Origin of the sequence: Limnomicrobium aquaticum (assembly GCF_040545545.1) — a bacterium.
GTDB lineage: Bacteria > Pseudomonadota > Alphaproteobacteria > Rhizobiales > Rhizobiaceae > Ensifer_A > Ensifer_A aquaticum.
Genome location: NZ_JBEPMB010000002.1, coordinates 348,699 through 364,618, shown reverse-complemented (window position 1 = coordinate 364,618; position 15,920 = coordinate 348,699). Strand labels below are relative to the sequence as shown.

The 15,920-nt window shown below is 60.7% G+C and carries 9 protein-coding genes; 2 read left to right on the top strand and 7 right to left on the bottom strand.

Annotated features, from left to right (window positions below; translation table 11 throughout):
* Positions 1-105 precede the first annotated feature (105 nt).
* Entirely contained in the window at positions 106-525 is a 420-nt protein-coding gene (mscL, locus tag ABID16_RS10380; protein WP_354556262.1) for a large conductance mechanosensitive channel protein MscL, read from the bottom strand.
* A gap of 220 nt (positions 526-745) precedes the next feature.
* Here mscL and ABID16_RS10375 point away from each other — a divergent pair, with 220 nt between their 5' ends.
* Positions 746-4,240, top strand: coding sequence for a PAS domain-containing hybrid sensor histidine kinase/response regulator (locus tag ABID16_RS10375; RefSeq protein WP_354556517.1), 3,495 nt, complete (start codon positions 746-748; stop codon positions 4,238-4,240).
* Position 4,241: 1 nt separating this feature from the next.
* Here the strand turns inward: ABID16_RS10375 and ABID16_RS10370 are convergent, their stop codons facing one another.
* The 6 genes from ABID16_RS10370 to ABID16_RS10345 all read right to left on the bottom strand — a co-directional run bounded on the left by ABID16_RS10370 (position 4,242) and on the right by ABID16_RS10345 (position 11,665).
* Positions 4,242-4,472 carry a hypothetical protein gene (locus ABID16_RS10370; RefSeq protein WP_354556261.1) on the bottom strand — a complete coding sequence of 77 codons (231 nt, stop codon included), beginning with the start codon at positions 4,470-4,472 and terminating at the stop codon, positions 4,242-4,244.
* Between the two features lie 321 nt (positions 4,473-4,793).
* Complete coding sequence (locus ABID16_RS10365; RefSeq protein WP_354556260.1) at positions 4,794-5,060, bottom strand: hypothetical protein; 267 nt, start codon at positions 5,058-5,060, stop codon at positions 4,794-4,796.
* A gap of 325 nt (positions 5,061-5,385) precedes the next feature.
* Positions 5,386-5,817, bottom strand: a complete 432-nt coding sequence (locus tag ABID16_RS10360) for a hypothetical protein (RefSeq protein ID WP_354556259.1) — start codon at positions 5,815-5,817, stop codon at positions 5,386-5,388.
* A 455-nt stretch (positions 5,818-6,272) separates the two neighbouring features.
* Positions 6,273-8,486, bottom strand: a complete 2,214-nt coding sequence (locus ABID16_RS10355; RefSeq protein WP_354556258.1) for a 3-hydroxyacyl-CoA dehydrogenase NAD-binding domain-containing protein — start codon at positions 8,484-8,486, stop codon at positions 6,273-6,275.
* An 18-nt stretch (positions 8,487-8,504) separates the two neighbouring features.
* Positions 8,505-9,713: an acetyl-CoA C-acetyltransferase gene (locus tag ABID16_RS10350; RefSeq protein WP_354556257.1), complete on the bottom strand. Its 1,209-nt coding sequence runs from the start codon at positions 9,711-9,713 to the stop codon at positions 8,505-8,507.
* A gap of 155 nt (positions 9,714-9,868) precedes the next feature.
* Positions 9,869-11,665, bottom strand: coding sequence for an acyl-CoA dehydrogenase C-terminal domain-containing protein (locus ABID16_RS10345; protein WP_354556256.1), 1,797 nt, complete (start codon positions 11,663-11,665; stop codon positions 9,869-9,871).
* A 372-nt stretch (positions 11,666-12,037) separates the two neighbouring features.
* Between ABID16_RS10345 and ABID16_RS10340 the strand changes: the two genes are divergently transcribed.
* On the top strand, positions 12,038-15,721 hold the full coding sequence (locus ABID16_RS10340; protein WP_354556255.1) for a peptidoglycan-binding protein: 3,684 nt from the start codon (positions 12,038-12,040) through the stop codon (positions 15,719-15,721).
* Positions 15,722-15,920: the final 199 nt, after the last annotated feature.

Sequence of the window (15,920 nt, the reverse complement as noted above, 5' to 3'; positions counted from 1 at the left end):
CGGGCCGATCAAAGGGGATGATGGGTGGGGATCTCACTTGGAGCAAAATCCCCCTCTGGCTGCCGCCATCTCCCCCACAAGGGGGGAGACGGAATGAGGCACCCGTTACCCCCTGCTCTTCAGCAGATCGCGGATTTCCGTCAGCAGCGCGATATCGGCCGGCGGGGCGGCGGGGGCAGAGGGCTTGGCCTCTTCCTTGACGCGCAGGCGGTTGATGGCTTTGACCATGAGGAAGATGATCCAGGCGAGGATCAGGAACTGGATGACGACCGTTATGAAGCTGCCATAGGCGAGCACGGCACCCTGCTTCTTCGCCTCGACCAGGTTCGTCGCCGTGACGGCGGAACTCAGACGAATGAAATAGTTCGAGAAATCGATGCCGCCGGTCAGCGCACCGATGATCGGCATGATGAGGTCATCGACGAGCGACGACACGATCTTTCCGAATGCGCCGCCGATGATGACACCGACCGCCAGATCCATGACATTGCCGCGCGCGATAAACGCCTTGAACTCGTCTAACATGTTTCCCCCTGCTGCAACTGTTGGCACTGAAACCATATTTTAACCTTGTCGCCTGCGGACATTAGCACATTCTTTTTGTGTCGGAAGACTGAAACGGAGGTCGGCCACACAAGTTCCGCAGACCTCGGCGCCTTGGCCTTTCGCCTCACTTCAAATGCGATCTGACTTGACCTATGCTCGTTGAGGGAATGGGAGGACGAGCGAGATGGGGACGCAGGCCATGCTGCCAGGCTGGGTGGTGTTCGCCGCAGCGATCGGTTACCTGCTCACGCTTTTTGCCGTTGCCAGTTTTGGCGACCGCCTGTCGAAACGGCGGAGCCCGGCCAAGGGGCGGCCCGTCGTCTATGCACTCAGTCTCGCCATCTATTGCACGTCCTGGACCTATTTCGGCGGCGTCGGGCTTGCCTCCCAGAGAGGGCTCGAATTTGCGGCGATCTATATCGGGCCGATTCTCATCTTCACGCTTGGACTACCGCTGCTTCGCCGGATCATCACGCTGGCGAAGTCGGAGAAGATCGTTTCCCCCGCCGACTTTGTCGCGGCCCGCTATGGCAAGAACCCCACGGTTGCGGCCTTTGTCGCGCTGATCTCACTCATCGGAGCCATCCCCTACATCGCGCTGCAGCTGAAGGCGATATCCAGTTCTGTCTCAGCCATGGTCGGTACAAGCGCCTTTGCCGGAACCGACGGAGGCTTTTCCTTTGCCTCGCTGCCGCTTCTCGTCACCGCCTTTCTCGCCTTCTTCGCCGTCATCTTCGGCACGCGCCATACAGACGCGACGGAGCATCAGGACGGGCTGATTCTTGCGATTGCAACCGAGTCCGTCGTCAAGCTCGTCGCCTTCTGCACGGCGGGCATTTTCATCACCTTCTTCGTATTCGATGGGCCGACCGCGCTTTTCAAGGCGGCGGAGGCGAGTGTGGAGGCGAAGGCGGCGCTGCACTACCAGACCTCGCTCGGGCGCTGGCTGCTCCTGGTCCTGCTCTCGGCCTTCGCCATCATCATGCTACCGCGACAGTTTCATGTGACAGTCGTTGAAAACCGCACGGCGGGCGAATTGCGCATGGCCGGGGTTCTTTTCCCCGTCTATCTGATCGCCATCAACATCTTCGTCATTCCGATCGCGATTGCCGGCGTCCTGCTGCTCGGCAAGGCGGGCAATCCGGATCTGTATATCCTGAACCTGCCGCTTCAGGCGGGCGCGCATGCCGTATCGCTGATCACGCTCATCGGCGGTTTCTCGGCGGCAACCGCGATGGTGATCGTGGAGACGGTGGCACTCGCGATCATGGTGTCCAACGATATCGTCATGCCGGTCATCCTGCGCCGGCGGCTGGTGACGCCGAGCCTGCAGAACACCGACTATACGCAATTCCTGCTCAGGGTTCGGCGCACGGCGATCTTCGCTGTACTTTTGGCCGGCTATGCCTATTACACGTCGATAGACAGCGCGGCGGCGCTTTCGGCCATCGGTCTCCTCTCCTTTGCAGCGGTGGCCCAAATCGCGCCGTCGCTGTTCGGCGGGCTCATCTGGTCGCGGGCCAATGCGCGCGGCGCCATCGCCGGCATGTCCGGCGGCTTCTTCATGTGGCTCTATTTCCTCTTCTTGCCAAGCTTCGGGCTGTCCCAGAACGATGTGCTGGCCGGCCGCATCCTCGCCTTCCTATTTCCCGGCACCGAACTCTTCAACGGACCGGGCGCCGACAATCTGGTCAACGCGACGCTGCTCTCGTTGATGGTCAACACCGCCCTCTTCATCGTCGGATCGCTGACGCGGCATTCGAAGCCGCTGGAACGCATACAGGCCGGCGTTTTCATGTCGACGGGCGACGGGCGCAGCACGCAGTGGCGGGGCGGCAAGACGCGGGTTTCGGTCGGCGATCTAAAGTCCGTGCTGGCGCGCTATCTCGGCGAGGAGCGCATGCAGCGCTCCTTCAAGACGCATGAGCGACAGATCGGCTTTGCGCTGGTCGATGCGCAGCCTGCCGACATGGGGCTCGTGCAATTTTCCGAACAATTGCTGGCCAGCGCCATCGGCTCTTCGTCGGCGCGGCTTGTCTTCTCGCTGCTCCTGCAGCGCATGGAGGAGCCCTCTTCCGAGACCGCGCGCCTCCTCGATCAGGCTTCGGAAGCCTTGCAATACAACCAGGACATGCTGCATACCGCGCTTTCGCAGATGGATCAGGGCATCGCCGTCTTCGACACGTCCAACGGTCTCACCATCTGGAACCGGCGCTTCCGCAAGCTGCTCGATCTGCCGGAACATGTCGGGGAAGTGGGTTTCCCGCTTTCCGGCATCGTGGCGATTCTGGAAGACCGAGGGGATGTCAGCTCATCCGGGCGCGGCGACATGCTGGCGGATTTCAAGACGCTCGACAAACCCTTCTCGCTGGCACTGAAAAGCGGCCGCATCATCGAGGTGCGCTCCAACCCTATGCCGAGCAAGGGCATGGTGACGACCTATACCGATATCACCCATCAGGTGGAGGCCGACAAGGCGCTGAAACAGGCGAACGAAACGCTGGAACAGCGGGTGATTGCCCGCACAGGCGAACTCATCCGCGTCAACCGCGAACTTGGTCTCGCGCGCGCGGCAGCCGAAGAGGCGAATATCGGCAAGACACGGTTCTTTGCCGCCGCCGGCCACGATATCCTGCAACCGCTGAATGCCGCCCGGCTTTATTCATCAACATTGGTTGAAAGGTTCGAAGGGACGCCGGATCGCGATATCGTGCGAAACATCGATTCCTCGCTGGAATCGGTGGAGACGATCCTCGGGGCCGTTCTGGACATTTCGCGGCTCGATACGGGCGCGATGAAGCCGCGCTTTTCCGCCGTTCCGCTCGGTGACTTTCTGCAGCGTATTGCGACCGATTTTCAACCGATTGCGCGGGAAAAGGGGCTGGAGCTTCGTGTCCTGCCAACCAAGCTCACCGTCCGATCCGACCCCACGCTGCTGCGCCGGCTGGTGCAGAATCTGGTCTCCAATGCCATCAAATACACACCCTCCGGCAAGGTTCTGGTGGGGGCGAGACGGGCGGGCGAGACGGCCGTGATCCAGGTGGTTGATTCCGGCATCGGCATTCCACAGTCGAAATTCACCACGGTGTTCCAGGAGTTCGTGCGGCTCGACGAAGGCGCGCGGGCAGCGTCGGGCCTGGGGCTTGGTCTTTCCATCGTTGACCGTATCGCTCGTGTTCTGGAACATCCGGTCGAACTGAAAAGTCGCGAAGGGCATGGCACGGATTTCCGTGTCGTCATTCCGCTTGCTGAGGCGGTCGAGGCTCAGACCGAAATCGTGCCTGCGGCCACCGAGGTGCGGCAGACCGCCCTTGCCGGGCTCTGCGTGCTCTGTATCGACAATGAGCGGACGATCCTGGACGGTATGAGCCTGCTACTGGAGGGTTGGGGATGTACCGTCGCAACGGGCCTCTCCGCCGCTGACGCACTTGACCGGGCTCGGGCCATGCCACCCGATATCATCATTGCGGACTATCATCTGGATGACGGAACGGGGATTGAAGCCGTGAGACGCGTCAGGGCCCTTGTCGGCACTGCCATACCCGCCCTTCTGGTCACGGCCGACCGAACCCCGGAGGTCCGTGGTGAAGCCGAGCTGCACGCAATTACCGTCATGCATAAGCCGATCAAGCCGGCATCGCTGCGGGCGTTTCTGGCGCGCACGGCTGCCATGGCACGCTCGGCCGCCGAGTAGTTCAATCTTCGTACTTCTTCTCGTAGGGAAGCATCATGATTGCGGTGGACATGGACGCACCGCCCAGAAGCAGCGAAAGCGGCCCTGCGACCAGCAGGATTGCAATTGCCGGCATGGTCGAATGGTGGACGCGTGTCAGGAAGTCACCGATGTTGAAATAAAGAAGCGCTGCGGTGAGAACGAGGCCGATAAAGATGCCAAATGCGGCATTCATGGCCAGGAAACGCAACATTTCGCGATGATCCTTGCGGGCCTCGGCGGGAGTCATTTTAGGTTTTTGGGTCATGGCGGTCAGGTCTGGAAGCAGGAACCCGCAGACTATAGGCCGGCCGCGACATTTGATGCAATGCGGCAAACGTTCGCAGCGCAGCATTCCGGAGCATTTCCAGGAAAAGCGAGAACCGGTTTGCCGTTGGGGGATGCGTTAAAACAAGAGACAGATCGCTTTGGGGGGGGGCGCTGCGATCCGCTGGAGTGGGTCCAGGCGCAAGAATCAGGAAGCCCCGCAGCAGGGTGCTGCAGGGCCTCCGGGGTCATCAATAATGCGAGGCGATCAACGGACCTCTTCGACCGTCGACTTGTGAGCGGCCTTGGCCTTCTCAACCTTCGACAGCGTGCCTGCCTTGTAGCCATAGCCATAGCCCGTGGCGGTGTGGTTGGTTGCGGCCGGAGCCTGGTCATACGTGTTGTCGCGGACCATCTGCGCGAAAGCAGAGTTTTCGTTTTCCGAGGACGAGCCGTCGTCAGCCGAAGCCTGGAAAGCGAAGAGAGCGGTCGTTGCCATGATGCCAGCTGCGGCAAATGCAGTAAACTTGTTCATTTTAATCTCCATTAGGTTAGGCGGTAAACACCGCCGGTTTTCAATTGTCGTATTCACACTTGACTGCGCCATCAGCAGCGCATGACCCTATAATGCGCCACATTTGGATTTGTTTCGGGCAAACTTCATTAAATTCCGGTCAGAAAGGCTCTTCTGGATTAAATATCGGAAACAAATGCCCAACATTACAGGATTTTAATGTTGCGGTTTTGGCTATTTTATTTCCGATAAGCTCTAATGACGTTGCCCATAGAGAATTTCTATTTACTTTTCCCGACCTCGCAGCGAACCGCGAGGTCGAACAACACCCTATCTCAACCGCCGCTTAGCGGATGATGTAGGTCGTCGAACCGTCGGCCGCACGCACAGAGCCGATGACGTTCTTGAGGTTCACGTTACTGTCCTGAAGACCACGAAGGACGTCTGCATTTTGTGCAACTTCGGTCTGGAGAGCCTTGACTGCGGACGGGTCGGCCTTGGCGCGGTCGAGAAAGCTGGCCTTGTCTGCCTGCGAGAGCTCGCTGACGTAACGGATGCTGACGTTGCTGGAATGCGAAGCCTTCGCGAGAAAGCCGGGCTGGTAGCCGTAGCCTACAGCGCTGTTGTCCGAAGCAGCCGGGCTCGTGGTCTGGTAGGTGTTTTCGCGAACCATCTGCGCGAAGGCAGAGTTTTCGTTATCGTCGGCTGCAGCCTGACCAGCGATCAGAGCGGAAACAGACAGGACGCCAGCAGCGGCGAAAGCAACAAACTTGTTCATTTTAGTCTCCATTTCAAATAGCGGTTCCTTAAGTGGACCGGACCGCGGGGGTTTTGGTTTCCCGCTATTCAATCGCGCACTACACAGTGCGCGACTGAATGGCGGGGCCGGGTGAAAGGTTCCGATCGATTGCCTTGAAGGCGATCCCAATATCGTTGCCTGACAGGATTGAATATGGGTGACCGAACCGTTCGGTTCAATCTGAAAATTGGAAACGTATTGTTTCCAATTTCGAGACTTGAAACTGGAAATCAGACTAATAAGCCTTTCTTATTAAAATTTATTTTTCCGCTCTTTATCTTTGTTTTTCAAATACTTATTAAATTCTCTATCGAGAAATTCGCTTATCCGAGCAACGATTTTTTGGCGGCTTTCGCCCCATTCTGAACGTATTTGGGCAAGGAAAAGGCCGCTCAAGGCGGCCTTCTTTATGCGTTTTGGTAGTTTTTTCAGGCTCAGGCAGCCTGTTTTTTCTCGCCGTACGGGTTGAAGCGGGCATAGAACGTGTCGCCTGTCTTCGCCATTTCGAGAAGAAGCGGCGTCGGCTTGAAATGCGGGCCGTAGCTTGCGGCGAGCTTTTCGGCCAGTTCGACAAATTTCTTCACGCCCATGCCGTCGATGTAGGAGATCGCACCGCCCGTGTAAGGCGCGAAACCGAAGCCCAGGATCGAGCCGATATCGGCTTCGCGCGGATCGGTGACAATGCCCTCTTCCATGGTACGGGCTGCTTCAAGAGCGATGGTGACGAGGAAGCGCTGCTTGATCGTCGTGACATCGATCTTGTCGGGGTCCTGCTGCGGGAAGAGATCCTTGAGGCCGGGCCACATGGACTTCTTGGCGGGCTTGGCCGGATAGTCGTAGAAGCCCTTGCCGGCCTTGCGACCGAGGCGGCCTTCCTTTTCGACCATATGGGTGATCAGCGACATATGGCGCGGATCGACCGACTTCTCACCGAGATCGGCAATCATCGCCTTCATGATCTTGTAGGAGAGGTCGACAGCCGTTTCGTCGTTCAGCGCCAGCGGGCCGACGGGCATGCCCGCCATCTTGGCCACGTTGTCGATCATGACGGCCGGGATGCCCTCGACGAGCATGTTGTAGGCCTCGTTCATGTAGCGCAGCACGCAACGGTTTACGTAGAAGCCGCGTGTGTCGTTGACGACGATGGGCGTCTTCTTGATGGCGGCGACATAGTCGAGCGCCACGGCCAGCGCCTTGTCGCCGGTCTTTTCTCCCATGATGACTTCCGTCAGCATCATCTTGTGCACCGGCGAGAAGAAGTGGATGCCGATGAACTGTTCCGGACGCTTGGAGTTTTCGGCAAGGCCGGTGATCGGCAGCGTCGAGGTGTTGGAGGCGAAGATCGCGCCGGGCTTCAGCACGGCTTCGACCTGCTCCGTCACGGCCTTCTTGATGCCGCGATCCTCGAACACGGCCTCGATGACGAGGTCGCAATCGGCGATATCGGCATAGTCCGCTGTCGGCGTGATGAGGGAGAGAAGCTTCTCGCCCTCTTCCTTGCCGAGCTTGCCCTTCTTCTGCGCCTCGGTGACGAGACCTTCGGAGGTTGCCTTGCCCTTGTTGGCGGCTTCCATATCGCGGTCGATCAGAACGACCTGAATGCCGGCGGCAGCCGTCACATAGCCGATGGAGGCACCCATGAAGCCGGCACCGACGATGCCGACCTTCTTGATCTCGCTCTTTTCGACGCCAGCCGGACGGCGGGCGCCCTTGTTCAGTTCCTGAAGCGAAACGAACAGCGAGCGGATCATCGAGAAGGCTTCGGTGGTCTGCAGGATGTTGGTGAAGTAGCGCTGCTCGATGCGCAGGCCGGTATCGATCGGAACCTGCAGGCCTTCATAGACGCATTTCACGATGGCGAGCGCTGCCGGATAGTTGCCGGCGGTTTCGCGGCGCAGGATGCCGTTGGCGGCGGAGAAGAGCTGGATGCCGTTCGGCGTCCAGACGGCACCGCCCGGAGCCTTGAAGCCCTTCTTGTCCCAGGGCGCGACCGGATCGACGCCCTTCTTGAGCAGTTCCTTGGCGGCCGAGACGAGGTTTTCCGGCTCAACGACTTCGGCCACGAGGCCGAGCGCCTTGGCGCGGGAGGCGGAGAAGGACGAGCCCGTCGTCATGGCCTGCAGCGCATCCTGCGCGTTGATGAGACGCGGCAGGCGCTGCGTGCCGCCGGCACCGGGGAATATCCCCACTTTCACTTCCGGCAGGCCGATCTTGACCGACGGAGAATTGGACGCGACGCGGGCATGGCAGGCGAGCGACAGTTCGGTTGCGCCACCCATGCAGGTGCCGTTGATGGCCGAGACCCACGGCTTGCCGTTGGTTTCGATCTTGCGATAGAGCCAGGTCATGCGGCCGGCTGCATCGAAGAGCTTCTGGGCAGCACCAGCCGGATCGGCGGCGCGCTCGCGCTCGATCGTCTCGAACATGCCCTTGAGCATGGTCAGATCCGCACCGCCGGAGAAGGCGTTCTTGCCGGACGTGAAGACGACGCCCTTGACGTTGGCATCGGCAACAGTGGCGTCAATGATCTTGTCGAGTTCGTCCATCACTTCGACCGTGAAGACATTCATCGACTTGCCGGGCATGTCCCAGGTGACGAGCGCAATGCCGTCGGCGTCGGTTTCGACCTTGAAGTTTACGTAAGACATTCTTCTCTCTCCCAAACCTTAGACGCGCTCGATGATGGTGGCCGTGCCCATGCCCGCACCGATGCAGAGCGTGACGAGCGCGGTGTTCAGATCGCGGCGTTCCATTTCGTCCAACGCCTGGCCGAGGATCATCGCGCCGGTGGCGCCCAGCGGATGGCCGAGCGCGATCGCGCCGCCGGTGACGTTCATCTTGTCATGCGAGACATCGAAGGCCTGCATGAAGCGGAGCACGACGGCCGCGAAGGCTTCGTTCAGCTCGAACAGATCGATATCGTTGATCGTCATGCCGGCGCGCTTCAGGAGCTTCTCGGTAACGTCCACCGGGCCGGTCAGCATGAGCGCCGGTTCGGAGCCGATATTGGCGAAGGCGCGGATGCGGGCGCGGGGCTTGAGGCCCATGGCCTGACCGCCGGCCTTGGAGCCGAGCAGGACGGCGGCAGCGCCGTCGACGATGCCCGACGAGTTGCCGGCATGGTGGACATAGTTGATGCGCTCGACATCCGGATGCGCATGCAGGCCGACAGCTTCAAAGCCGCCCATTTCGCCCGGCATCTGGAAGGAGGGGTTGAGCGAACCGAGCGACTGCATCGTCGTTTCGGGACGCATGTGCTCGTCCTTCGCGAGAATCGTCAGGCCGTTGATGTCCTTCACGGCGATGACGGACTTGTCGAAATAGCCCTTTTCCCAGGAGTTCGCAGCGCGCTTCTGGCTCTCGACGGCGTAGGCATCAACGTCTTCGCGGGAGAAGCCATACTTGGTGGCGATGAGGTCGGCGGAGACACCCTGCGGCATGAAATAGCCGGGGAAGGCAACGGAGGGATCGACCGGCCAGGAACCGCCGGCCATGCCCATGCCGACGCGCGACATGGATTCCACGCCACCGGCAATGACGATGTCATCCGCACCGAAGGCAATCTTGGAGGCGGCGAGGTTCACGGCGTCGAGGCCGGAGGCGCAGAAGCGCGAGATCTGCACGCCCGGCGCCTTGAAGTCATAGCCCGCTTCAAAGGCTGCGGAACGCGGAATGACCGCGCCGGCTTCCATCACCGGATCGACGCAGCCGAAGATGATGTCGTCAACGGTTGCGGTGTCGAGGCCGTTGCGGTCGCGGATGGCTTCGAGCGTCAGAGCGGCGAGACGCGGTGTGGGCACTTCGTGCAGCGCGCCGTCCTTCTTGCCGCGACCGCGCGGCGTGCGCACGGTGTCATAGATAAAGGCTTCGGTCATGATGTCTTCTCCCTTTGGAGCATTTCCAGGAAAAGTGCGATGCGGTTTTCCGTTCGGAAATGCGTAAAACAATTATGGGAGCGGCCGTGCCGCTCAGTCCTCGACATGCGGAAAGGCCCTTGTCTGCAAGGGCCTTTCAATTCGTCTCCCGGAACTCAGAACGCCTCTGCGGCCAGTTCCATCATCGTGTCAGCGCCGGTCTCGATGCGGGTCTTGCGCAGTGCCGTTTCCGGCATGACCTTGTCCATGTAGAAGCGCGCCGTGATCAGCTTGTTCTTAAGGTAGTCTTCGCGCGGAGAATTGCCAGCGGCAAGCTCTGCCTCAGCGACCTTCGCCATCCTGGCCCACATGTAGCCAATGACGACGATGCCGAACATGTGCATGTAGTCGTAGGAGCCGGCGCCGGCATTGTCGGGCTTGGCCATGGCGTTCTGCATGAACCACATGGTCGAGGCCTGCAGGTCGTTGAGACCCTTCTTCAGCACCTTGGTGAAGCCGGAGAGCGCCTCGTTCGAACGGTTTTCCTCGCAGAAGGCACCGATTTCATTAAACAGCGCCATGACGGCACGGCCGCCATTGGCCGGGAGCTTGCGGCCGACGAGGTCGAGCGCCTGGATGCCGTTGGCGCCTTCATAGATCATGGCGATACGGGCATCGCGAACATACTGGCTCATGCCCCATTCCTCGATATAGCCGTGGCCGCCATAGACCTGCTGCGCCATGACGGCATGGTCGAAGCCCTTGTCGGTCATCACGCCCTTGAGTATCGGCGTCATCAGGCCGAGAAGATCGGAGGCCGTTTCGCGGGCCTTGGCGTCATCGGAGCGATGCGCGATGTCGGACTGCAGCGCGGTCCAGAGCGCAAAGGCGCGGCCACCCTCGTTGAAGGCGCGCATGGTCATCAGCGCACGGCGGATGTCCGGATGCACGATGATCGGGTCGGCCTTGAGGTTCGGCGCCTTCGGACCGGAGAGCGAACGGCCCTGAATGCGCTCGCGGGCATATTGCGCGGCGTTCTGGTAGGCAATTTCGCCTATGGAGAGGCCCTGAAGACCAACGCCAAGGCGAGCTTCATTCATCATGACGAACATGGCGGCAAGGCCCTTGTTCTCCCCGCCAATGAGATAGCCGGTGGCGTCGTCATAATTCATGACGCAGGTGGCGTTGCCGTGAATGCCCATCTTGTGTTCGAGCGCACCGCAGGACACGCCGTTGCGTGCACCGAGCGAACCATCTTCATTGACCATGAACTTCGGAACGATGAAGAGCGAAATGCCCTTCGTGCCTTCCGGCGCGCCCTCGATACGGGCCAGCACCAGATGGATGATGTTGTCCGACATGTCGTGTTCGCCGGCGGAGATGAAGATCTTCTGGCCGGAAATCTTGTAGGAACCGTCCCCTTGAGGAACTGCCTTCGTGCGCAGCAGACCGAGGTCGGTGCCGCAATGGGGCTCGGTGAGGTTCATCGTGCCGGTCCATGTGCCAGCGACCATGTTCGGGACATAGGTCTGCTTCTGCGCATCCGAACCGTGCTCGAGGATGGCGGCAATCGCGCCCTGCGTCAGGCCGGGATACATCATCAGCGCCATGTTGGCGGAGATCAGATATTCGGAGACCGCGCTGTGCAGCGTGTAGGGCAGGCCCTGACCGCCGAATTCTTCCGGCATGGAAAGGCCGAGCCAGCCGCCCTGACAATATTGGTCGAACGCGGCCTTGAAGCCCTTCGGCGCCTTCACACTGGCGTCATGGTTGCGAACGCATCCTTCCTGGTCACCCGACAGGTTGACCGGGAACATCACTTCTTCGGCAACCTTGGCAGCTTCGGCCGTAATGGCTTCAAGAAGGTCTGGACCAACATCGGCAAAGCCGGGCATGTTGGCGTAGCGCTCGATGCCGAGGACATCGTTGAGCACGAACAGGGTGTCTTGTACGGGGGCCTTGAACACGGGCATGGCAGTCTCCTCGCCTTCCATTGGTCTTCATTGCAACCGTCATACAAAATTTTGACGTTTGCGTAAACGTCAAAATCGCTACACGCGAAAATTTTGCGGCTCCAGCTTGCCGCAAGTCTCATCAAGGCAAATGGTTAACGAAATATCTGGGGTGATTCTGCGCGAAACCGCATTTTTAATCTTGGGACATCGGTTAACAGGCTGTTAACGCAGCCTCATCAAATGTAATCATCACATCAGGTGATTTGCGCCGATCCGGGATTTTTGAGGTCTTTCGTAGCCGGGAACATTCGCAGTTTCGCCATGACGGGCAGAGCGGGAAATTTCCGTACCCGAAGTGGATCAACGCCAGACGCAATTGAAGCGAGTGGAATGATGAACAGATCAAAATCCGATACGCCTCGTCAGGGAGACCGGACCGCGAGCGCGCCGGCAGCATCTTTGACCGAGACGGCCGCCAGCCGTGTTGAGGAAGCGCGTAGCTCGCTGCTTCGCTCTCCGCGGCCCGACGACGCCGGCCGGCTGGCACGTTCCACGCAGATTTCAGAAATTCTCGACAGGCAGAAGCTTCTGTCGCGCAACCGGCCGCCACCGCCGGCCGCTGCGAACCTTTCGCTGGCCGACCAGATCCGTGAGCGCCTGCGCTCGCCGGCGGCTCCGGTCTCGAGCGGCATCAGCGCGCCCCGCACCAGCGATCTGCGACCGAGCGATTACAGAGCCAGCGACTACAGGACGAGCGAGTACCGCCAGCCCGCCGCTGAACATGCAGCCTTCGACATTTCCGAAGCGCTGGCCAAGCTCCGCTCTGATCTGAAGCAGGATCTCGCCGCCAGCTTCGCGCAGGAAATCTCCAACCTGCGCAGCGAAATCAGGGATATCGGCGCCGCCGTTGCAGAAAACGGCTATCCGCAGGATCTCTATGCCGACCTTCAGCGGCTCGCCGAAGGTATGGAATATATCGGTGAAGCCGCCGAAAACGCCGTCACCAACAGCATGCGCACCGAGCTGGACTCGATCCGCGCCATGGTCAGCGGCATGGCACGCCAGGACGATCTGGCCGTCATCGTCGAGCATTTCGAAGCGCTGCGCCAGCAGATGGCCGAAACGGAAACGCAGACACAGACCCGCAGCCTCGACACCAAGATCGGCAGTCTGGCCGATGCGATCGAAATGCTCGTGTCGCAGATGTCCAATGCCGATCGCGATCTCAACAGCCAGATGCATACGCTGGACGAGCGGCTTGCTGAAATCGTCGCCGCTATTGACGCGAATGCTCAGGTAACGGCCGAGCTTTCCGGCGATGCCGGCCTCGGCTCTCTCGAATCCCGCATTGCGCGGCTTGTCGAGGAACTCGACGGCGTCAACGTGCAGCAGCGTGACAATATCGTTGCCGAGCGCATCGAAGGCCTTGCTGTCCGCATGGAAGAGCTTGCCAAGCTGCAGGCAACCGAACATCTCGACCGCCGCTTCGACGAGCTGGCGGCCCTTCTCGCACAGGGCGGCGCTATACCGGCTGGCGAAGACCTCTCGGCCATCGTGTCCGACATCTCACGCAAGATAGACGACATGGCGCGCGGCACTGTCAGCAGCGAGCTCGTCAATCGCTTCGACGATCTTGCCAACCGCATCGACAGCCTCAACATCGCCGGTGCGACGGGCGGCCTGAGCGAGGAAATCCTCACCTGGCTGGAAGGCCGGATGAACGATATCGCTGCTCGCATCGACAGCAACGTAGAAGCCAAGGGCAATCCAGCCGCCGACCTCGGCGCCCTGGAGGAGCAGATCGCCGCACTCACGAAGCTGCTCAGCGAGCCACGCGTCGCCGACGACATCGGCTCCGCGCAGATGACCAGCCGCATGTCGGCGCTCGAAGACTACATGTCGACGAACGACGAATACATTGTCGAAGCTGCCCGCCAGGCGGCCGAGACGGCGCTGGAAGCCTATGTCCGCAATTTCGCCGGCCAGCAGAGCAGCGGTAGCGTCTCGCAGGCTGACATCTCGACGATTTCTGACCTTGCTTCCGACCTGCATGCGCTGGAAGAACTGACCCGCTCGGGCGAGCAGCGGAACCAGCAGACGTTCGAAACCCTGCAGCAGACGCTCATGCAGATTGCCGAGCGCCTCGACAAGCTGGGGACATCGACCGAAGCCGCTGCCGCTCCCGCCGTTTCGAAGGCTGCCGTCTCGAGCCGTCCGCGCCAGCGCACCGGTACTGACACGGAAATGTTCAGCAGCGATTTCGACGACGACCTGTTCGATGACGATATCGCAGTGGACAATACCACGACGCGCGAACCCGGCGAAAAGCCGTTCAAGGGCCTTCTGTCCTCGATCGGCAAGCGCTTCCGTCCCAATGCACAGGACCAGAAGGCCGAAGAACCGCGCCGTACGGTCGATGCCGCTCCGGCAATCGATGCCGCCGACGATATCAGCCCAGACATCGCCAACCAGCTGCTCGAGCCGGGCTCTGGCGCACCGGACATCCGCCAGATCCTGGAAAAGGTTCGCTCGGTTCAGGACGGCAAGCCAGTCAGGAAGGACGGCCTAACGGCCCGAGACGACGACAATAGCGATTATATCGCCGTTGCCCGTCGTGCAGCCCAGGCCGCCGCAGCCGAAGTCGGAACGGCTGAAGCTGCAGGCGAAGCAGCCGAAGCGTCCACGAGCGTCGTCGGCAAGTACCGTCGTCCGCTGCTGCTTGGCACCGGTCTCGTTCTGCTGGCAGTCATGTCCTGGCCACTCGTCACGACAATGTTCAGTGGCCCGAATTCGGCGCCCGCTCAACAGGCTGCGGTGACGCCGTCTGCCGATGCAGCCGCTGCGGACAAGGCTGCGGCCGAGAAGCTGGCTGCGGACAAGGCCGCCGCTGACAAGGCTCTGGCGGATCAGGCTGCTGCTGAGAAGCAGATCGCGGACAAGGCCGCCGCCGACGCGAACGCTGCCGCCCCTGTCGCAAGCGATGTCGTGACGGCTCCCGCCGCTGGCGCCGAAAGCGCCCCGGCAGCAGTATCCAACAAGGTGATGGAACCGGCTGCCGCGACGCAGCCTGCTGCCGCTCAAAATACCGCTGCACCCACCGAAGCGACCCCGGCCGCGGCTGCCACTCCGGCAACTGACGCGAAGCCGGAAGCTCAGGCCGCAACGGTCACCGCGCCCGCCGGCACCGCTCCGGCTGCCACGCCCTCCGCCGCAAGCGCACTGACAGTTCCCACGGGTATCGAACCGCAGGCACTTGTCGACGCGGCAAACGGCGGCGACGCACTCGCGGTTTACGAAGTCGGCAACCGCATCTTCGACGGTCGCGGCGTCGCCGCCAACCCGGCATCGTCCCTTGCCTGGTATTCCAAGGCCGCCTCGATGGGCTTTGCCCCGGCGGAATATCGCCTTGGCAGCCTTTATGAAAAGGGCGTCGGCGTCGGCCTCGATCCCGCCAAGGCGGTCGAGCATTATTCGACGGCTGCAAAGGCCGGCAACATCAGCGCCATGCATAACCTCGCCGTTCTCTTCGCGACGGGCACGCTCGGCGCTCCGGACTTCGGCTCTGCTGCGAAGTGGTTCACCGAAGCCGCCAATCACGGCGTTCGTGACAGCCAGTTCAACCTCGCGATCCTTTATGCCAAGGGTAGCGGCGTCGCTCAGGATCTGGTGCAGTCCTACAAGTGGTTCGGTATTGCCGCCAAGGACGGCGACACCGACGCCGCCCAGAAGCGCGACGAGGTGGGCAAGGTTCTCTCTCCCGACCAGTTGACCAAGGCGAAGGCAGAGGTGGACGGCTGGAAGGCTGCTACGGCGGATGACAAGGCGAATGCCACGATCATCCCCGACGCCTGGGCAGGCAAGGCCCAGAAGACCAACAGCGTCGATATGAAAAAGGCCATCACCTACATCCAGGCCATGCTGAACAAGAACGGCTTCGATGTCGGCAAGCCGGATGGTGTCATGGGTGCCAAGACGGTCGCCGCGATCAAGCAGTTCCAGTCTTCGGTCGGCCAGCAGGCCACGGGCGAGATCAACGACGCACTCGTCAAGGAACTGATCGCCCGCAGCAAGTAGGCGAATTTGCTGTAGGCGGTCCAAATTGGAACGGAATGAATTGACACCCTTCGCCACCGGCGCAAGGGTGTCTTTTCATTTTGGGACATTGACACCTGCCACTGCCCAGCGGTTTTTGTCCGCAACCGCGGGATGACAAGGCGCCTGCCATAGAAATGAAATGTTCACATGGGACGGGTTATTGATACTCCTCCCGCTG